A 19,761-nucleotide genomic window follows, 5' to 3' on the forward strand; every position below is an offset into this window, starting at 1 on the left:
GAGCATTAGAAATAAGCGAGTTGTACTAACGGCTTCGCCAACGCTCCTGAGAAGATTTAGTAAAAAGTTAAATTCAATTGCGTCTTCCGTTTTCCGTCAGGCGTAAAGCAAAAAAGGAATAATCATGATTCCAGGTGAAATGATTTGCGCAGAAGGTGATATTGAACTGAACGTGGGTTTAAATACACTGACGGTCACAGTGGCCAATACAGGTGATCGTCCTATCCAAGTGGGCAGTCATTATCATTTTTTTGAAACAAACCCAGCTTTGACATTTGAGCGTGATAGCACCAAAGGGTTTCGCTTAAACATTGCAGCCGGTACGGCCGTGCGATTTGAGCCCGGGCAAACTCGTACTGTTGAGTTGGTTGAGTATGCAGGGAAAAAAGAAATATATGGGTTTCGTGGCGAAGTAATGGGAAGTTTGTAGGAGTCGCGCTTGTGCGCGATAAGAGTGAAGTAGATTAGATAGCTGAGTCTTAATGGCGAGCAATCTAATTAGAATATTCACTAACGAAACTCCTAGATATAAAACAGAATGTTGGTTTCGCGCACAAGTGCGACTCCTACAAGTTGAAATTTTTAATTTATTTCAACGCAGAGATGACAACGCAAGTCGCTCCAAAAGGTTAAGTTATGAAGATTACAAGAAAAGCCTATACCGACATGTACGGCGCCACAGTGGGAGATAAAGTCCGACTGGGCGATACTGCATTATTCATTACCCCAGAAAAAGACTTCACGATATACGGCGACGAAGTGAAATTCGGTGGCGGTAAAGTGATTCGTGATGGCATGGGTCAAAGCCAAGCCATGAGTGCGGATATTGCTGATACGGTGATTACTAATGCCTTAATTTTAGATTACTGGGGCATTGTAAAAGCAGATGTGGGCATTAAGGCTGGCCGTATTATGGCCATCGGTAAGGCCGGTAATCCAGACACCCAACAAGGGGTGACCATTGAAGTGGGCCCAGGTACGGAAGTGATTGCAGGTGAAGGCCAAATTCTAACCCCGGGCGGCATAGACGCGCACATTCATTTTATTTGCCCGCAACAAATTGAAGAAGCATTAATGAGTGGTGTCACCACCATGCTTGGTGGTGGTACTGGCCCAGCTACGGGCACCAATGCCACCACGTGTACACCGGGACCTTGGCACATTGGCAAAATGCTGCAAGCCGTTGACGACTTACCCATGAACATTGGCTTTTTAGGAAAAGGCAACGCAAGCTTGCCAGACCCTTTACGCGAGCAAATTGAAGCCGGCGCCATGGGATTAAAACTGCACGAAGATTGGGGCACCACACCCGCCTCTATTGATAACTGTTTAACCGTAGCCGATGAGCACGATGTGCAAGTGGCCATTCACACTGACACATTAAACGAATCGGGGTTTGTAGAAGACACCTTAGCCGCATTTAAAGGCCGTGTGATTCACACTTATCACACCGAAGGGGCAGGCGGCGGTCACGCCCCCGATATTATAAAGGCAGCGGGCGAGGCAAATGTTTTACCGTCTTCTACGAACCCAACGCGCCCTTACACAGTGAATACAGTGGACGAGCATTTGGATATGTTAATGGTGTGTCACCATTTAGACCCGAACATTCCAGAAGATGTGGCCTTTGCCGATTCACGGATTCGCCGTGAAACCATTGCTGCAGAAGATATTCTGCATGACCTTGGAGCGTTTTCTATGATCTCGTCTGACTCCCAAGCCATGGGTCGCGTAGGCGAAGTCATTACACGTACGTGGCAAACCGCCCACAAAATGAAAGTGCAGCGTGGAGCCTTGGCCGAAGACAGTAATGCAGAGGTTACCGACACCGATAACTTTCGTTGTAAGCGCTACATTGCTAAATACGCCATTAACCCAGCCATCACCATGGGCATCGCCCACGAAGTGGGTTCCATTGAAGTGGGCAAGTTGGCCGACTTAGTATTATGGAAACCTATGTTCTTCGGTACTAAACCATCTCTCATTTTAAAAGGTGGCATGATTGCCGGTGCGCCCATGGGCGACCCGAACGCGTCGATTCCTACACCACAACCTGTGCATTATCGCCCAATGTTTGGTGCCATGGGTAAAGCAGTGCAGCAGACAAGTATCAGTTTTGTATCTAAAGCTTCCTTAGAGAAAAATACGTTAGATGGTTTAGGGTTACAAAAACAATTGAGTGCGGTACAAGACACTCGCACCATTTCAAAAGCGGATATGAAGTTAAACGATTATCAGCCTGTGTTAGAGGTGGACCCAGAGACCTATGTGGTGACGTGTGATGGGGTGGAGATTACGTGTGAGCCGGCGAGTGAGCTTCCCCTCGCCCAACGCTACTACCTGTTTTAGAGTGCTAAGCTAGCTGCGTGATTAATGCGGCGTTAAATATTCTTTTTTAATCGTTACATACCAACAACGTATGCGCCTAATAAAAAAGAATATTTGCCTAGCCTTAATTGCCTCGCTGACGCTTATCACAGTAAGAGGTTTTTACTTCGGTAAACACTTCAAACAGAAAGATTTTGGCTTCGATAGATAATTTATCTAGTTGGATACCAAGAGTCAAAATAATCATTTGATGACAAGATGGTGAATAATCTAATTAAGATATTCATAAAAAATTTTAAGAATTAGGAAAGAGGTGACTAGAAGACAAGATGTAAACATCTCACGTCTCTTATCTAACATCTCCAACAAAAATGAAAATATTTACAAACATACTAGAAACCGATTTACCAAACGGTGCACAAAGCGAAACCATTAGTTTGAGCTTTGACGAGCGCAAACGGGGCCGCTTAAAAATCACCACAGATAACGGTAACGATGTCGGTATTCAAATTGAGCGTGGACAAGTGCTTCGCCACGGTACGGTTTTAACCAATAGCGATGGCGAGTATCTAACCATATTGGCGTCTAACGAAAGCGTTTCAACCGCTAAAGTAGAAAATGCTACCTTGTTCGCTCGTGGTTGTTACCACTTAGGCAATCGCCATGTGCCATTGCAAATTGGTGAAGGTTTTTTACGCTTTCAAGAAGATTACGTACTAGAAGACATGCTCCATGGTTTAGGGATTCATGTGCAACATGAACAAGCGCCGTTTGAACCAGAAAACGGCGCCTATGCACCGGGAACAGGGCATCACCATGGGCACTCCCATGATCACGATGATGACCACCACCACGGGCATCATCATTAATGAGCGCAGCCAATCACAGTCTTTTAGCATTATTGCATTTATCCAGCCCTGCGTTACCGGTAGGGGCGTTTGCCTATAGCCAAGGGCTAGAGTACGCATTAGATAGTGGTATGTGCAAAAATGCACAACAGGTTGAAAGCTGGATTAAAGATAACTTACGTTTTGGCTTTGGGCAATTAGATTTGCCCATGTACATTCGTATGTATCAAGCTTGGGAAGAGAAAGAGTTTGAAAAGCTCAAAGAATTAAATGCAAGCTTACTTAGTTTTCGCGAAAGCAAAGAGCTGTATTTAGAAGATATTCAAGTGGGCAGCGCTTACGTGCAATGGCATTTAGGGCAAGATGCAAACCGCGAAACCATGCTGTCAAAAATTGAAACTCCCACCGTGGTTTCCATGAATGCATTAGCTGCGGTGCTGACACATATTGATTTATCAACTGCGCTAATGGGGTTTGCATGGAGCTGGTGTGAAAACCAAGTAACCTGTGCCAGTAAAGCTTTACCCCTTGGACAAACCCAAGCGCAACAGGTATTACAAAGTTTAATTACGGATATTGCCCAAGTGTGCGAGCATGCAATGAATATGAAAGACGATGAAATCGGCACAGGTTTAATGGGGTTGGCCATGGCATCATCGTTACATGAGCAGCAGTATTCGAGATTGTTTAGGTCGTGATTGTGTGAGATGGGAGACTTTAGATGCACTCGTTTCCAATACATCAATCGTAAAGTTAAAGATTAATGGTAGGAACGCAATCCTACTGAAAACATATAAGTCAAAAGCGTTAGCGAGGCAGGTAATACAAGGCAAAGTAATATTTTTAACGAGGCGTATAGCTAGCCTATGTAACGAGATAAAAATATTGATTAACGCAGTAGTACCAATGTAGCTAGCTTATACAGAATCAACAACGGAGAAAGGAGCGTCAGCGAAGCCATTAATACAAGGCAAAGGAAAAATTTTAACGAGGCGCATAGTGGGCCTATGTAACGAGCTAAAAATTTTTCTTAACGCAGTATTAATAATGCAGCTAGCTCCGAATTAGATATGAAACAAGTACTAAGAGTGGGCGTCGGCGGCCCAGTAGGTTCCGGCAAAACCGCTTTATTAAAAATGCTATGCCAAACCATGCGCGATCACTATAACATTGCTGTGGTTACCAACGACATTTATACCAAAGAAGATGCGCAATTTTTAATGCGCAACAAAGCACTAGATGAAGATCGCATTATGGGCGTGGAAACCGGAGGGTGTCCGCATACTGCCATTCGTGAAGATGCGTCAATGAACTTAGCTGCCGTAAAAGAGCTGCAAGATAAACACGAAGGGCTAGAAATGGTACTGGTTGAAAGTGGTGGTGATAATCTCTCTGCTACCTTTAGCCCTGAGCTGTCTGATTTAACCCTGTATGTGATTGACGTATGCGCTGGGGATAAAATACCCCGTAAAGGTGGCCCGGGTATTACTAAGTCAGATATGTTGATTATTAACAAAGTGGATATCGCTCAGCATGTGGGGGCCTCGCTAGAGGTGATGCACCGCGATGCGAATTTGATGCGTAATGGCCGTCCGTTTGTTCTTGCTAACGTGGAAACCAGTAAAGGTGTTGCCGAGATTATTCGCTTTATTATCGATCAAGGTATGTTAGAAAAACGTGCGGGTATCGAGCCACTATTGAACGATATGCTAGCGGGTCATCAAGTGGATGAAGCCGCCGAGATTCATTCAACACGATCTATTTAAGACAAAGGACAAAATAATGAAAAAATTATTACTTGCCAGTTTATCCTTTATGCCGGCACTTGCATTGGCTCATGCTGGGCATGAGAGTGTATCCGCTAACCAAGGGTTCATAGCGGGCATGTTGCACCCTATTATGGGGTTAGATCATTTATTTGCCATAGCGGCCCTTGGCTTACTGCTTTATAAAGCCAGCGCAAAGCAATCAATATTAATAGGTATTGGTTTTATTAGCCTGATGGCATTAGGGTTTTATAGTACCCAAAGCGGATTATTTAATTTAGCCGTTGAAACAGTAGAAGGCTTGATACTCTTGTCTGTTGGGTTGTCGGCTGCCTTTCTTGTGTTTAATCGATTCATTAATATTCATGCAGGGTTAATCGCATTATTGGGGTTTGCGGTATTTCATGGCATGGCCCACGGGGCGGAAGTGTCCTCGGCTGTCAGTGCCCATAGTTTTGCCCTCGGGTTTGTGCTGACATGTGCAATGATTATGGGTTTGATGCGTTTCATCCCTCGCTCTGTCTTTGTATTGTCTGCAAAACGCACTGCTCGCGTATAACCAATGTTCATCACCACAGGCGAATCTCAAGGCTTGTGGTGATTAACTATAAAGTATGAGCCCTTGTATTCTTGTGCTCTATAAGTGCAATATCCACTTATATGCACTTATTTGGAGGGCATCAAAACTTCCGAATCTCCTTCTATTTAAATCAAATCACTCCATTTAAGCTTGTTTCACCCCCTTTTATAACGGGCCTGTTTCATAAAGGTGCTAAATAGAGATGCTGCCAATTTACTCGCACTCCAAAGGTTCAATGGTTTGATTTGTGCTCTTATTTGGTGCTTAGTATGCCGTGAATCAGTAAAAAAACCTCGGCAAAGCCCATAAATACTGGGCTTTTAAAAGTTGGCACCACGCTTGCTATAGCTAGGTATACGGATAACACAATAAAAGATAAAAAAGCGCACGATTTAAAAGGGATAGCTCTTAAAATCACATAGAACAAACAGGTTCTAAGCGTAAATGTAAAACCGGATGTTTTACTTTTTTATACATTAATAAAACAAAATATTTCGATACATAACGAAGGAAATAAAATATGAAATCTCTATCTAAAGCGGTTGCAATGGCTTCTCTACTATCTGCAGGCGTAATGGGCGCTCAGGTAGCCAATGCAGAAGTGTCGGCCTCTGTAGGTATCGCGAGTGCGTACTTATGGCGTGGTCAGGATCTTAGTGCATCATCTGATGGTGTTGAATCAAACGGTGCAGTTCCAGCTTTCTCTGGTAGCTTAGATTACTCAAATGAATCTGGTCTTTATGCTGGTATTTGGACGTCTTCTGGCGATTTTGGCTCAGGTACTGAAACTGATTTATATGTGGGTTTTGCTGGCGAAGCCGGTTCAATCGGTTACGACATTTCTTATGCAACTTATCTTTATACTGGTGAAGATGACATTGATGATGTTGCAGAAGTAATTGTAGGTGTGTCTACTGATGCTTTTGGTGCAAAAGTTTATATCCCAACAGATTCTGATGCTGATTACACTTACATCACTCTAGGTGCTGGTATGGGTGATTACTCTTTCACTCTAGGTGCAAATACAGGTACAGATGCTGGCGATTATACTCACGCGGATGTGAGCTATGCATACAATGAAAAGTTATCTTTCACCTATAGCCAAGTGTTATCTGAAGATACTGAAGATGCTATAGACTCAGGCGGTATCTTCGTTGTTTCTTACAGCCTACCAATCGAATAATTTTTCGATCGTTAAGATTTGACACCGAGCCGGATTTTAAATCCGGCTTTGTCTTCCACAGAAGGAGTTTGATATGAAATTGGTTACGGCCGTTATCAAGCCATTTAAATTAGACGACGTGCGTGAAGCGTTATCTGAAATTGGCGTTCAAGGCATTACCGTGACAGAAGTGAAAGGCTTCGGTCGCCAAAAAGGTCACACTGAACTGTACCGCGGTGCAGAATACGTTGTGGATTTTCTTCCTAAAGTAAAACTAGAAATCGCCATCGACGAGTCTCTAACTGACAAAGTCATCGAAGCTGTTTCTAAAGCCGCTAACACTGGCAAAATCGGTGATGGCAAAATCTTCGTAACACCACTTGAACAAATCGTACGTATTCGTACCGGTGAAACAGGTGCTGACGCCGTTTAATATTGATTAATATTGAACAGTGCTTAGAGTTTAAATTTTTTTCAGCGTTTTTCTAAAACGTATTGAAGCTTAATGCGGGGGCATTATGGAAAACAATGTGTTTCAACTTCAGTACGCCATGGATACCTTTTACTTCTTGGTATGTGGCGCACTAGTAATGTGGATGGCGGCAGGTTTCGCCATGCTAGAAGCGGGTTTGGTTCGTTCAAAGAACACAACCGAAATATTAACTAAGAACGTAGCGTTATTCGCTATTTCTTGCACCATGTACCTAGTATGTGGTTACGCCATCATGTATGACGGCGGATTCTTCCTTTCAGGTATCACTGAAGTGGATACAGCTGCGGTACTGGCTGACTACGCAGCTCGTGAAGACGGCTTCGAAGGCGGTTCAATCTATTCAGGTGCTTCTGACTTCTTCTTCCAAGTGGTATTCGTAGCCACGGCCATGTCTATCGTATCTGGTGCGGTTGCTGAGCGTATGAAGCTTTGGGCTTTCCTTGCTTTCGCAGTAGTGATGACGGGTGTTATCTACCCAATGGAAGGTGCTTGGACTTGGGGCGGTGCGTCTGTATTTGGCATGTACTCTCTAGGAGACCTTGGATTCTCTGACTTTGCTGGTTCTGGTATCGTACACATGGCCGGTGCAGCAGCTGCCCTTGCTGGTGTTCTACTATTAGGCCCACGTAAAGGTAAATACGGTGCTAACGGTCAAGTTAACGCAATCCCAGGTGCTAACCTACCTCTAGCAACGCTAGGTATGTTCATCCTTTGGATGGGTTGGTTCGGCTTTAACGGTGGTTCTGTACTGAAGCTTGGCGATATTGCTAACGCCAACGCCGTTGCGGTTGTATTCACTAACACCAACGCTGCTGCGGCAGGTGGTTTAATTGCGGCTCTTATCCTAGCGCGTATCTTGTTCAAGAAAGCGGATCTAACCATGGCCCTTAACGGTGCTCTTGCTGGTCTAGTTGCGATTACTGCAGAACCTTCAACACCTACACCATTTGAAGCTACCATCATTGGTGCTATCGGTGGTCTGATTGTTGTGTTCTCTATCTTGACTCTAGACAAGCTAAAAATCGACGATCCAGTGGGCGCGATCTCTGTTCACGGTGTTGTGGGTATCTTTGGTCTACTTGTTGTACCGTTCACAAACGATGGTGCCACTATCGGCGGTCAAATCGCTGGTGGCCTAACGATCTTTGTTTGGGTATTTGTAGCGAGCTTCATCGCATGGGGCATCATTAAAGCAGTGATGGGCCTACGTATCTCTGAAGAAGGAGAGTACGAAGGTGCTGACCTTGCCGAGTGTGGTATGGAAGCGTACCCAGAGTTCACTTCTAAGTAATAGTTTAGCTAACGCTAAATGGTAGACGAAAGACACTTTTAAAGTGGTCGTTGGTCTACAAAGAAAGCCTCAATGTGAAAACATTGGGGCTTTTTTGATTTATGCATATCGGGAGGCGGGAGAGCGTCCAGCGAGTTGGAACCTTTTTAAATTACCCTTATCCAATGCACACGATTCCATGGCTGGCTAAGTCTTGCTATAGTGCGCTCATTCATTTTCTAAGAATAAAGATACATGTCTAAATATATTGTTGTGTTGGCGGCCTTATGCATGGCGGCTCCTAGTTTTGCTGAATTAACCACAAACCTTGGTACCTCTAATAAATACATGTTCCGTGGTGTTAAACAAAGTGATGCGGATATTGTGGTTAATGGTGGTATTGATTACCAAGGGCCGTTTGGTTTTTACACAGGTGCTTGGGCTTATACTGGCAGCATTGAAGATTTAAAAACTTCCGAGATTAATGCCTATGCGGGTTTTGCTTACGCAATTGGTCCGGTGGCACTAGGCTTAGGCGCTATTACTTATGAGCGTGGAGGCGATGCTGTTGACGATTCAGAGTACAACGCCAATATTGCATGGGATGCGTATCGTTATAGCTATTATGTCGAATCAGAAGAGGCCCACGTGTATCAAGAAGTAGCAGCCAATTATGACTTTTGGGATAACGCAGGTATGAGCTTCACCGCGGGATTGCATACCCCTGAAGACGCTAAAGAGCGTTGGGATTGGTCCATGTCTATTTTGATGGGGTTACCATCAAAGTCCGATTTTGAAATCATTTTGAATAATCATCAGCGTAAAGGCTACTCCCTTTCTTTAAGTTTTACGCGTCAGTTCGACTGGTAATTAAGAACCTTGTAAATAAAGGGAGCTTCGGCTCCCTTTTTTTATTTTTCAAGAATAGATGTTTTGTTCATGATTTTTTAACAATCTATAGTCTGAATGACGTGTGCTATTAATTATTTGAAGGTAACAGGGATAATTTTCTTGATGTGCAGGTAACTATGAATACAATGCGCGCCCAGCATGGCTAAACTGTGATCAGGAGGCAAAGCTAGATTGTATCAATCTAGCTCTGTCACCTAATGCGGGGGATATCTACCTTACTCAATTTTGGTGTTTGAGAAAAGAGTGTTTGCTGTAAATAAGGGCAAATAATTAATGATTGCATTATTATGGTGCAATATTGGTTTATTAAATTAAGAGACGTTAATTAATGGATGCTCAGCAAGCCAGAGACGTATACAACATAGAGCATTGGAGCGAAGGCTTCTTTGATGTTAATCCTGCAGGGGATGTGGTGATTAGCCCGTTTCCTGATGTGCAGGTGAGTTTTAAAGAGTTAGCTGAAAAGGTTAAAGAAAAAGATCTAACACTGCCATTACTGATGCGTTTTCCCAGTATTCTTCACAATCGTGTGCACTCTTTGAATCAAGCATTTAAAAATGCCAGTCAGCTTCATGAATACACAGGGCGATATACCAGTGTGTATCCGATCAAGGTGAATCAACAACGCCGCGTGGTAGAAGAGCTCATCAATGGGCAAGTTCAAGAGGGTTTATCCATTGGCTTAGAAGCTGGTAGCAAACCAGAGTTAATGGCTGTACTAGCGATGGCGGGTAAAACCAATGCCACTATCGTATGTAATGGCTATAAGGACCGTCACTACATTCGTTTGGCCTTGTTGGGAGAAAAGCTTGGTCATAAGGTTTACCTAGTGGTTGAGAAACTATCAGAGTTAGCACTCATTCTGGAAGAAGCTGAAATTTTAGGGGTTAAACCAAGATTAGGTATCCGCGCTCGGTTAGCGTCTATAGGTCGGGGTAATTGGCAAAACACAGGGGGCGATAAATCGAAATTTGGTTTATCGGCTAATCAAATTCTACAGGTATTTGAAGCCTTACAAGCACAAGGGAACTTGAGCTATCTGCAGTTACTGCATTTTCACTTAGGCAGCCAAATTGCCAATATTCGAGACATTCAAGGTGGCCTTAGAGAGTGTGGTCGTATCTTTACTGAACTGTCTATTTTAGGGGCCAAAATTGATGTGGTGGACGTGGGCGGCGGTTTGGGGGTGGACTATGAAGGTACGCGCTCACGCAGTTTTTGCTCAATGAACTACAGCATGGATGAATACGCCAACAATGTGGTGTATGCCTTCAAAGAGGCGGCGGCTCAAGCGGATTTACCGCACCCTAATATCATAACTGAATCTGGTCGTGCATTAACCGCGCATCATGCAGTACTGTTGACGAACGTAATAGATTGGGAGCAACCCATGACAGACGCGGTATGTGAGCCAGAAGAAACCGATGCACCCATTGTCCATCGCTTATGGGGCTTGTATCAATGGGTCATGAATCCGAGTAAACGCTCATTATTGGAAATTTATCATGACGTGCAACATGATCTGACTGACAGCCAAAGCGCATTTTTACAAGGAACACTAACACTGCAAGAGCGCGCAAAAGTAGAAACCTATGCCAATGTGATCAATCAAACTCTTGGGCAAAAGTTATCTCCAAATGCTAAAGGACAAGCACAGGTATTGGATCGCTTGAAAGAGACACAGGCAGACAAGTTGTTTTTGAACTTTTCCTTGTTTCAGTCCATTCCTGATACTTGGGGGATTGATCAAATATTTCCGATTTTACCGTTAACTGGCTTAAATCGTCCTGCTGATCGTCGGGCGGTGATCCAAGATATTACCTGCGATAGCGATGGCAGAGTGAACCAATATATTGAAGGGGACAGCATAGAAAACACATTGCCTATGCCTACTTATGCGGATCATGAGGACATCTTAATGGGCTTTTTCATGGTGGGGGCGTATCAAGAAATCTTGGGAGATTTGCACAACCTATTTGGGGACACAGATTCAGTGGATGTGTATCTGGATGAAACCGGCGCCATAGCGTTTGAATCGAGTCAGAAGGGCGATACAGTGGCTAAGGTGTTGCAGTATGTGAATTTTGACATAGATAAGCTTAAGCAAGCATACAGCGCGATCCTAGGGGACTCGGATTTATCCGTAAGTGAACAAAAATCTTTCCTTGGGGAATTAGAAAAAGCACTGGCGTCTTCGACCTATCTTCAAAGCTGATATTTCCAATTGAAAGGGTTTGGTTGTTTTTAATAGGAATTAGGTATAACTAAAAATCTGACAGATTTGCTTGGCTGAGCTATAAATTTTACTCAGCCTTTATTGCTCAGGGATCTTAAGGAAAAGGAGAGTTATGATGCCTAAACCTAAAAAAGCAAAAAAAGTAGACAGTGATAGTGCAGAATCAGCCAATCAGCCCGATATGGCATTTATCGGAAGTACAGAAGAAGGCGTGTTGCGATCCATTGCTTCAAGGCAAAAACTTCGCACTCAGGTAGAAAGTGAAATTGATCTGTTTCTCAAAGCCGGTGGCTCTATTAATGAAATCGAACCTAACGTGATGGCTGATCCGCCACGTAAACCAACATCTAATTACGGTTCCAGACCAATTTAAACCAATAAAAACCCAGCTTTTGCTGGGTTTTTACGTTATAGATAATGTACCTATAATCGTTTTGAGATGACGGGGTATAAAACGGTAAATACTTGTTTGCTGTTCCTGTGGCGAGCCATTGTTTTTAGAACAACTTTCTGTGGAAACTTAAGAAGCTAGTTTCACTTACAACTCATGTCTTAATGATACAATCTAGGATTCCCCTGATGCCCATGCAGACATGTCATAAGGGGTTATTGTGCATGTGGTTTCGCTTTAATACCGTTCATCTTACCTACCACCCTACATAATATTTTTTTGGCTATTAATTTTATTGATAGTTGATTTGCCGTGTTATTTATAAAGCTTACCTGTATTTATGGTTTGCTTTTGCTAGTGGATATAAAATCCTCTTTTATGACCCTTAGTGTCATGTTATCGCCGAAAAATTACTCATAGTATGAGCCAATCAGTAAATGTATGACGGACGAATAATGTGCGCATAATGCGCATTTAAAACAATAATAGGAGCCAATACGTGAGTTTAACCATAATAGAAAAGCCAGAAGACTTAATGGGAAAAGAAGGCCTTAAAGTTGGGCCGTCTGAGTGGATGGAAATGACACAAGAGCGTGTCAATACATTCGCCGATGCCACAGGTGATCATCAGTGGATTCACATAGATGAAGAGAAAGCAAAAAAAGGCCCTTATGGTGCGACCATTGCGCATGGATATCTAACATTGTCGCTTGCAGCAAAACTGATGCCGGAAGTGCTAGAAATTAAGGGCACATCTATGGCTATAAACTATGGCACAGACAAAGTGAGATTTTTAAATCCGGTTAAAGTTGGCTCTCGTATCCGTGGCCATGGTGAGTTTTTGGAAAACAAAGAAGTACCCGGTGGTTATCAATCGACATTGCGATTCACCATTGAAATTGAAGGTGAAGACAAGCCAGCTTGCGTGATCGATTCAATAAGCCGTTATTACATCTGAACTGACATATAAATAAAAATAAAAATAAGTAGGAAATTATGGAAACAGGTACAGATCATTTACTAGCAGATTTAAGCAAGGGTGTACTTACCCTGACCCTTAATCGACCAGAGGCTCGTAATGCCATGTCGGGGCCAATGGTAGACGCATTGTCCAACATGTTAAGTGAAGCTGAGCTGAACAGAGAAGTACGCTGCGTCATACTGACTGGTGCGGGAAAAGGGTTCTGTGCTGGCGGCGATATAAAAGGGATGGCACCTAGTAAGGATGATAGTGTTGATGACATTATCGCCAGGCAGCGTCATGAACACCACATTACAGCCCAAAAATTATACAATTTAGCAAAGCCAACTATAGCGGCTTTACCCGGTGCAGCAGCGGGTGCCGGAATGTCATGGGCTTTAGCGTGTGATATGAGAATTATGGCGAATACAGCCATGATGACCACAGCGTTTGCCAATGTGGGATTCTCTGGTGATCACGGTGGGACGTATTTTTTGAGCCAGCTTGTAGGTGCCGCTAAAGCGCGTGAGCTTTATTATTTTTCCAACCGCGTAGGTGCAGAAGAAGCATTAAAATTAGGCTTGACCAATTGGGTATGTGGGCCTGAAGAGTTAATGAATAAGACGCGCGAAATGGCAGAGCAGCTTGCGGCTGGTCCTGCGGTGGCTTATCGATACATGAAAGAAAACTTTAACCGCGCCTTGGCTTCAGGGGACTTGAAAGATTGCCTTGATATCGAAGCGACTCACCATATTCATTGCAGCCAAACTGAAGACCACCGCGAAGCGATACAAGCATTTGTGGAGAAGCGAACTCCTGTTTTTAAAGGACGCTAATAGAAGGTAAGAAGGTATAGGTTATTTAAATGGAACAGTTATCTGCGTTCCATTTTTTAAATGAGAGAATTGAATATGTTAAAAGTTCGTCAAATAGCGCTAGCGGCTCGCAATTTAGAAAGCGCCAGAACCGATGTTTTTGAATTGTTAGGGATTGAATCGGCGTACATCGACCTAGAAGTGGGTGTATTTGGGTTACACAATTCGCTGATGGTAATAGGTAACAGCTTTTTAGAGATAGTATCCCCAACCGTAGAAGGCACGACCACTGGACGATTACTTGAGCGTCGCGGTGGAGATGGCGGTTATATGGTAATTACTCAAGTGGGTGATCTCGACACAGTAATGGAGCGGGTCAATGGGTTGGGTATTCGTAATATTTGGGAATCTGACTTCCCCGGGGAGGCCCGTGCGGTTCATTTGCACCCGAAAGATGTACCGGGGGCAATTTGTAGCTTTGATGAGATGATGCCGCCAGAGTCTTGGAAATGGGCTGGGCCTAACTGGGAGGATCGTCGAGCCAAATATGTATCCGACATAGTGGGTGTAGAATTACAGTCTGAAGACCCTGCCAGCATGGCCGAAATATGGTCAAAAGTGTTTGATCGACCACTTGATGTGCAAGGTGAAGCGATTGTGATGCCAGTTGATGATGGTGAAATTCGATTCGTCAAAGCCACTGATGGCCGAGGTGAGGGATTAGGTGGCGTGACACTATCAACCAAGCATTGGAATGAAATTGCGGCCATAGCTGAAAAACGCGAACTAACAGTTACTAATCGAATGATTATGATTTGTGGAACTCGATTCACATTTAAAGATTGTGAGTAAACCGTATATTAGCTTATATCCTCGCCAATAATGGTGGCGTTTAGCAATAGGTCATGACGTTGATGACACCGGCCGATGGTGATCACTACTCTAGGCCTTAAATACGAAAAAGCCCACTGTATTAAGTGGGCTTTTTCGTCAATGAACAGAAGGTTAGTCTATTTCGTACTCAATGATAGTGGCCCCATGTTGGCCCCATATTTTGTCACGAATGACTTTTGCCTCAACCACAAACTGGCGTAGTTCTGAGGTGCAAATTTGGTAGTCTAAACGCCAGCCTTTTAAGTTACGACGGGCGGATTCTTCGTCAGGCCACCAAGTGAACTGGTTTTCACCAAAATTAGCCTCACGAAACGCATCAACGAACTCTAAAGGACCAGTGATTTGATCCATGAAAGCTTGTTCTTCTGGTAAAAAGCCCGGTGTATTTTGCGCAGCTTTCCAGTCGGCAATATCCACAGATTTATGGGCCACCCCGTAAAAACCTGCAAAAATAAATTCACGACGTTTACGCTTTGTTTTCTTTAAGTGCTCAATAAACGCATTTTGAAAAGCCAGCTTGTCGTCTAAGGTGTTGTGCTCGTCCTCAATTGGAAATAAAACCGAGCCAATAGACACTTGATCGAAATCCGCTTGAATATAGCGCCCATAGCGGTCACAAGCTTCAAATGCTAAGCCTGTCATAATGGCTTTAGGCATGCCTTTGGTCAAAATAGCCACGCCGCCATAGTTATCTGGTTCAGCGTCGAAAAAATACGCATTGAAGTTATCAGGGTATAATACTGCGTCGCTTAATTGGTATTCTTTTGCTTTGAGGTTTTGTACACAGACAACATCCGCATCATGCTCACTTAGCCAATCATAAAAACCATTGGCCACTGCGGATTCTAGTCCGTCAACTTGTACGTTTATAACCTTCATAAAGGCTCCCAATATTACGAGGCGGCTATGATACTCAGTTTTTATTAGGCTAACATCTCTAATCAGGCATTTTTTTGCCATTTAAGGATGCTTTGCACAGTATCACTGTGTGCATCAATCAGGATGAATTATAAATGTAGCGAGATCTAGGCCGTCAGACGGTTATTCTGGTTATTTTTTCACTCTTTGATAGGAATTATAGTATTAGCCGTTAAAATACCCGAATTTGTTCAGTCTAATTAGCACAGAAAGACCAATATTGGCACTCTTGAGCTAAGCTAGGCTTTATTCACTTCTAAGCAAAATGGTTTTAGCATGCAAGATTATCAAAAGGCGTTTATTGAATTTGCCATCGAACAAGGGGTTCTTAAATTTGGTGAGTTTGAATTAAAGTCTGGCCGCATTAGCCCGTATTTCTTCAATGCAGGGTTGTTCAACACAGGTAAAGCCATGTCGACTTTAGCAAAAAGCTATGCCAGTGCTATCGTGGATTCAGGAGTGAGCATGGATGTGTTATTTGGCCCAGCTTATAAAGGTATTCCACTGGCCGCCACGACAGCCATGAGTCTTGCTGAAAACTTTAACCGTGAAACCCCATACGGTTTTAACCGTAAAGAGAAAAAGGCCCACGGCGAAGGTGGCACTTTGGTGGGGGCAGCCCTTGAGGGTAATGTACTCATCATTGATGACGTGATTACCGCAGGTACGGCCATTCGTGAAGTGATGGCGTTATTAGAAGAACAGCCAAATGCCAAACCTGCTGGCGTGGTGATTGCCCTTGATCGTCAAGAAAAAGGCAAAGGGGAGCTTTCAGCTATTCAAGAAGTAGAACGTGACTATGGCATTCCAGTGATCAGCATTGTTAAGCTGGAACAGGTTATGCAATATGTTGAACAAAAAGAAGAATTCAAACAATACTTCCCAGCGATCAAAGCCTATCGTGATCAGTATGGGGTTTAAATTATCTAACGTACTAAATTCATACGGTTAAACGCAAAAAGCCAGATTTAAGTCTGGCTTTTTTGTTGGCGACGATTAGATTGTGAATTTAAACAGGGGCGGTTTGGCGCTGATCCACCAACAAGCTGGCAGATAAAAATTCCCACTGGCTTTGCCAGTTAGTCAAAGGCTGGGTATTAAACTCAGTACGCACGTATTGACGAATGCGCCCTTCAATAAATGCCAGTAGCATGTTGGCGCAGGCACCGTCTTCAATGCGGGCTTGTTTGTTATCACGAATTTCACTTTCACGTAAAATCTGTTTGAACTGGGTTTCTAGGCGTTCAAAAAATTGTGCGATGCGAGCATGTAAGCGTTCGGTTTCACCAGACAGTGCATCGCCGGTTAAAATGCGGCACATACCGGGATTTTTTTCTGCGAACGTTAAAATTAATGTCATTGCATGTTCAAGGCGCGAAAGCGTGCCTTCGTGTTCGGTACGAATGCGATTAATGCGGGTAAATATTGTGGCTTCAATAAATTCAATGAGGCCTTCAAACATTTTGGCTTTGCTTGGAAAGTGACGATAAAGGGCGGCTTCGCTTACACCGACTTCTTTTGCAAGATTAGCAGTGGTGATACGCGCACCCGGATTCACTTCAAGCATGTGAGCCAATGCCTGCAATATTTGCTGCTTACGGGATGGTTTTTGTGCCGTTTCGGTCATACTTGTGCTTTGCTTGAATCACAAAAGAGGCTTCATCCTAATGGCTGATTTCTCAACTCGCAATGATTAAAGTCAGTTTTCGTGATCTGGTTGTAATTAAGAAGAAAACCCACTGTATTTAATGGGTTTTCAGCGATTTTACTATTCGTTAGTAATTAACGTGCCCACACCTTCATCGGTGAAGATTTCCAGCATAGTTGAGTGGCTAACTCGGCCATCAATGATGTGGGAGCTTGTGACGCCACCTTTTACCGCATCCAATGCACATTGAATTTTAGGCAGCATGCCACCATAAATGGTGCCGTCTTCAATCAATCCGTCAACTTGCTCTGTGGTTAAGCCTGTTAGGATGTTGCCTTCTTTATCCATTAGTCCAGCAATGTTAGTCAGCAGTAATAGTTTTTCGGCTTTTACCGCTTCGGCTACTTTACCTGCCACTAGGTCGGCGTTGATATTGTAGGACTGACCATCTTCACCCACACCAATTGGTGCAATCACAGGGATGATATCTGAGTTAGCCAACATTTCTAGCACCTTGGTATTGATGTGGGCAACTTCTCCCACATGACCGATGTCGATGATTTCAGGCTGTTGCATTTCCGGTGTTTTTTGGGTGACTTTTAGCTTTGTGGCTTTAATCAGTTGACCATCTTTACCGGTTAAACCAATGGCTTGGCCGCCATTTTGGTTGATTAGATTAACGATGTCTTTGTTTACCAATCCACCTAGTACCATCTCTACCACGTCCATAGCTTGGCTTGTGGTAACACGCATACCGTTTACAAAGTGGCTTTCTATATTCAGTTTATCAAGTAGGTCACCGATTTGAGGTCCACCACCGTGAACCACAATTGGATTGATGCCGATGAGTTTTAACATGACCATGTCGCGTGCGAAACTGTTTTTAAGTTGATCTTCGGTCATGGCGTTACCGCCGTATTTTACCACGATGGTTTTACCAACAAAGCGCTGAATATACGGTAAGGCTTCACTTAATACTTTAGCAATATTAAAGGCGTCATCACGGGTTAATGGCATGGCAAGTCGCATTTGGATATAGGTGGATGGAAGATGAGAGCTTTGCATTATACCTTGTGAAAGCAGAATGCATAGCAATTCTCATCGGGTTATGGGTTTAAAGGGGTGTTTGTTAACACAACTTTTTAAGCTTTGATAAATCTAGGCTAGGAACCTGACTGTGTAGTTCGGCTAGAGTGGATAACACGATGGATGTCAGAGTCGCTTGGTTTTGCGCCTCAAAGCGCACAGTTAAGCAAGGAGTGGTATTGCTTGCTCGAACCAATACCCAGCCATTGACAAATTTGGCCCTAATACCGTCAATCCTGATTATAGCTTGTTGCTTAAAGCAGTTTTTTTGCAAGATATGCATGATGGAGAATTTTTCATCTTCCAGTACCGGAATTTGAATTTCTTCGGTGGAAACTGGATCAGGGAATTGCTTTAATCGTTGATTCAAACTGGTTTGTTGTTGGCTAATTAAGTTGCACAATCTTAAGCCTGCGTAGATTCCATCATCGACACCAATGCCGTGACTGTCATTAAATAAAATATGGCCACTAAGTTCGGTTGCGAATGCGGCTTGGGTTTCTTTGATGGCGCGCTTCATGCTGGTATGCCCGGTGGCAATCATCTTAGGTTCGCCGCCCCATTGTTGAGTTAGGGTGGTGAGAAGCTCGGTGCACTTTACATCAAATAAAATGGTTTGCTTGCCTTGGTTTTGCAAAATATCCTCTATGAATAGAAGGCTTAACCGATCCGGTAAAACGGCCTTTCCAAGGTGATCAACCACACCAATACGATCAGCATCACCGTCAAGAGCGATACCCAAGTCAGCTTGGTGTTCGATCACGCCTTCACTTAACCATTTAAGGTTTTTTGTTTTTGCTGGATCTGGGTGGTGTAAAGGGAAATTACCATCCACCTCGCAGGCAATGGGAATGACATTAGCCCCAATGGCTTTAAGTGCCTTGAGAGCGATTGGTCCACCAATGCCGTTGCCAGCATCTAATACAACGGTTAAAGGGCGTTGAAGTTTTAATTGTGCAATTAAAGCGGCTTCATAAGCAGGGATTAAATGGCTGGCATCATGCTGTTGCCCTTCTCCTTTTTTAAACAGCCCGAGTTTGATTCGTGAAAATAAAACTTGAATGTCTTCGCCACTTCTAGGGCTACCGGCAACGGCGATTTTAATGCCGTTATCTTGTTTGGGGTTGTGGCTACCAGTGATCATGGCGCAGCTTTGGCCATTTTGTTTGATGGTCCAAAAGGTAACAGCGGTGGGACAGGCACCAATTATATGAACATCACATCCGGTTGAACAAATGCCACTTACCAGAGAGTCTCTTAGTGAAGGGCTAGAAAGTCGGCCATCCCAAGCTAGGTAGCAGGTGTTTTGTCCTGCTTGTAAAATTTCGCTGCCCAAGGCTTTTCCAATTAAATGAGTCACGTCCTCATTTAATTTTTCTGGGTAGGTGCCGCGAATGTCGTATTCGCGGAATATTTCTTGGGCAACTTGAGTCATGGTAGTCCTACTGCTTAA

The 19,761-nt window shown here is 43.6% G+C and carries 20 protein-coding genes; 16 read left to right on the forward strand and 4 right to left on the reverse strand.

Annotated elements, in window-relative coordinates; all coding sequences use genetic code 11:
• Positions 1 to 124: 124 nt before the first annotated feature.
• From ABWV45_RS11115 to ABWV45_RS11185, 15 genes are all read left to right on the forward strand, one after another.
• On the forward strand, positions 125 to 430 hold the full coding sequence (locus ABWV45_RS11115) for an urease subunit beta (RefSeq protein ID WP_353351627.1): 306 nt from the start codon (positions 125 to 127) through the stop codon (positions 428 to 430).
• A 206-nt stretch (positions 431 to 636) separates the two neighbouring features.
• Positions 637 to 2,349, forward strand: coding sequence for an urease subunit alpha (gene ureC / locus ABWV45_RS11120; RefSeq protein ID WP_353351629.1), 1,713 nt, complete (start codon positions 637 to 639; stop codon positions 2,347 to 2,349).
• Positions 2,350 to 2,699: 350 nt separating this feature from the next.
• Positions 2,700 to 3,197: an urease accessory protein UreE gene (ureE, locus tag ABWV45_RS11125; RefSeq protein ID WP_353351631.1), complete on the forward strand. Its 498-nt coding sequence runs from the start codon at positions 2,700 to 2,702 to the stop codon at positions 3,195 to 3,197.
• Positions 3,197 to 3,874, forward strand: a complete 678-nt coding sequence (locus tag ABWV45_RS11130) for an urease accessory protein UreF (protein ID WP_353351633.1) — start codon at positions 3,197 to 3,199, stop codon at positions 3,872 to 3,874. The genes ureE and ABWV45_RS11130 overlap by 1 nt, the downstream gene beginning before the upstream one ends.
• A 372-nt stretch (positions 3,875 to 4,246) precedes the next feature.
• Positions 4,247 to 4,942: an urease accessory protein UreG gene (gene ureG, locus ABWV45_RS11135; protein WP_353351635.1), complete on the forward strand. Its 696-nt coding sequence runs from the start codon at positions 4,247 to 4,249 to the stop codon at positions 4,940 to 4,942.
• A 16-nt stretch (positions 4,943 to 4,958) separates the two neighbouring features.
• Positions 4,959 to 5,501, forward strand: coding sequence for a HupE/UreJ family protein (locus tag ABWV45_RS11140; protein ID WP_353351637.1), 543 nt, complete (start codon positions 4,959 to 4,961; stop codon positions 5,499 to 5,501).
• 541 nt (positions 5,502 to 6,042) lie between these two features.
• A complete protein-coding gene (locus ABWV45_RS11145; RefSeq protein ID WP_353351638.1) occupies positions 6,043 to 6,705 on the forward strand; it encodes a TorF family putative porin in 663 nt (220 codons plus the stop codon).
• A gap of 73 nt (positions 6,706 to 6,778) precedes the next feature.
• Entirely contained in the window at positions 6,779 to 7,117 is a 339-nt protein-coding gene (gene glnK, locus ABWV45_RS11150) for a P-II family nitrogen regulator (RefSeq protein WP_353351612.1), read from the forward strand.
• Positions 7,118 to 7,202: 85 nt separating this feature from the next.
• Positions 7,203 to 8,468 (forward strand): ammonium transporter AmtB, encoded by a 1,266-nt coding sequence (locus ABWV45_RS11155; protein ID WP_353351640.1) that lies wholly within the window; start codon positions 7,203 to 7,205, stop codon positions 8,466 to 8,468.
• A 234-nt stretch (positions 8,469 to 8,702) separates the two neighbouring features.
• A complete protein-coding gene (locus ABWV45_RS11160; protein WP_353351642.1) occupies positions 8,703 to 9,317 on the forward strand; it encodes a TorF family putative porin in 615 nt (204 codons plus the stop codon).
• 370 nt (positions 9,318 to 9,687) lie between these two features.
• Entirely contained in the window at positions 9,688 to 11,574 is a 1,887-nt protein-coding gene (gene speA, locus ABWV45_RS11165) for a biosynthetic arginine decarboxylase (protein ID WP_353351643.1), read from the forward strand.
• A 133-nt stretch (positions 11,575 to 11,707) separates the two neighbouring features.
• Positions 11,708 to 11,968 carry a hypothetical protein gene (locus ABWV45_RS11170; protein WP_353351645.1) on the forward strand — a complete coding sequence of 87 codons (261 nt, stop codon included), beginning with the start codon at positions 11,708 to 11,710 and terminating at the stop codon, positions 11,966 to 11,968.
• 517 nt (positions 11,969 to 12,485) lie between these two features.
• The gene (locus ABWV45_RS11175; protein ID WP_353351646.1) at positions 12,486 to 12,944 is read left to right on the forward strand and encodes a MaoC family dehydratase; all 459 of its coding nucleotides are present in this window, start codon (positions 12,486 to 12,488) and stop codon (positions 12,942 to 12,944) included.
• 38 nt (positions 12,945 to 12,982) lie between these two features.
• Complete coding sequence (locus ABWV45_RS11180; protein WP_353351648.1) at positions 12,983 to 13,783, forward strand: enoyl-CoA hydratase; 801 nt, start codon at positions 12,983 to 12,985, stop codon at positions 13,781 to 13,783.
• Between the two features lie 75 nt (positions 13,784 to 13,858).
• The gene (locus tag ABWV45_RS11185) at positions 13,859 to 14,614 is read left to right on the forward strand and encodes a VOC family protein (RefSeq protein WP_353351650.1); all 756 of its coding nucleotides are present in this window, start codon (positions 13,859 to 13,861) and stop codon (positions 14,612 to 14,614) included.
• A 153-nt stretch (positions 14,615 to 14,767) separates the two neighbouring features.
• Here the strand turns inward: ABWV45_RS11185 and ABWV45_RS11190 are convergent, their stop codons facing one another.
• Positions 14,768 to 15,535, reverse strand: a complete 768-nt coding sequence (locus ABWV45_RS11190) for an exodeoxyribonuclease III (RefSeq protein WP_353351652.1) — start codon at positions 15,533 to 15,535, stop codon at positions 14,768 to 14,770.
• Between the two features lie 315 nt (positions 15,536 to 15,850).
• Between ABWV45_RS11190 and pyrE the strand changes: the two genes are divergently transcribed.
• A complete protein-coding gene (gene pyrE / locus ABWV45_RS11195) occupies positions 15,851 to 16,495 on the forward strand; it encodes an orotate phosphoribosyltransferase (RefSeq protein ID WP_353351654.1) in 645 nt (214 codons plus the stop codon).
• Between the two features lie 88 nt (positions 16,496 to 16,583).
• On the opposite strand, the gene slmA is transcribed toward pyrE, so the two are convergent.
• From slmA to ABWV45_RS11210, 3 genes are all read right to left on the reverse strand, one after another.
• Complete coding sequence (gene slmA / locus ABWV45_RS11200; RefSeq protein ID WP_353351656.1) at positions 16,584 to 17,201, reverse strand: nucleoid occlusion factor SlmA; 618 nt, start codon at positions 17,199 to 17,201, stop codon at positions 16,584 to 16,586.
• Positions 17,202 to 17,342: 141 nt separating this feature from the next.
• Positions 17,343 to 18,239, reverse strand: coding sequence for an acetylglutamate kinase (gene argB / locus ABWV45_RS11205; protein ID WP_353351949.1), 897 nt, complete (start codon positions 18,237 to 18,239; stop codon positions 17,343 to 17,345).
• A gap of 112 nt (positions 18,240 to 18,351) precedes the next feature.
• Entirely contained in the window at positions 18,352 to 19,743 is a 1,392-nt protein-coding gene (locus tag ABWV45_RS11210; protein ID WP_353351658.1) for a phosphomannomutase/phosphoglucomutase, read from the reverse strand.
• Positions 19,744 to 19,761: the final 18 nt, after the last annotated feature.

The organism is Oceaniserpentilla sp. 4NH20-0058 (assembly GCF_040371755.1).
Taxonomy (GTDB): Bacteria; Pseudomonadota; Gammaproteobacteria; order Pseudomonadales; family Oceanobacteraceae; genus Bermanella.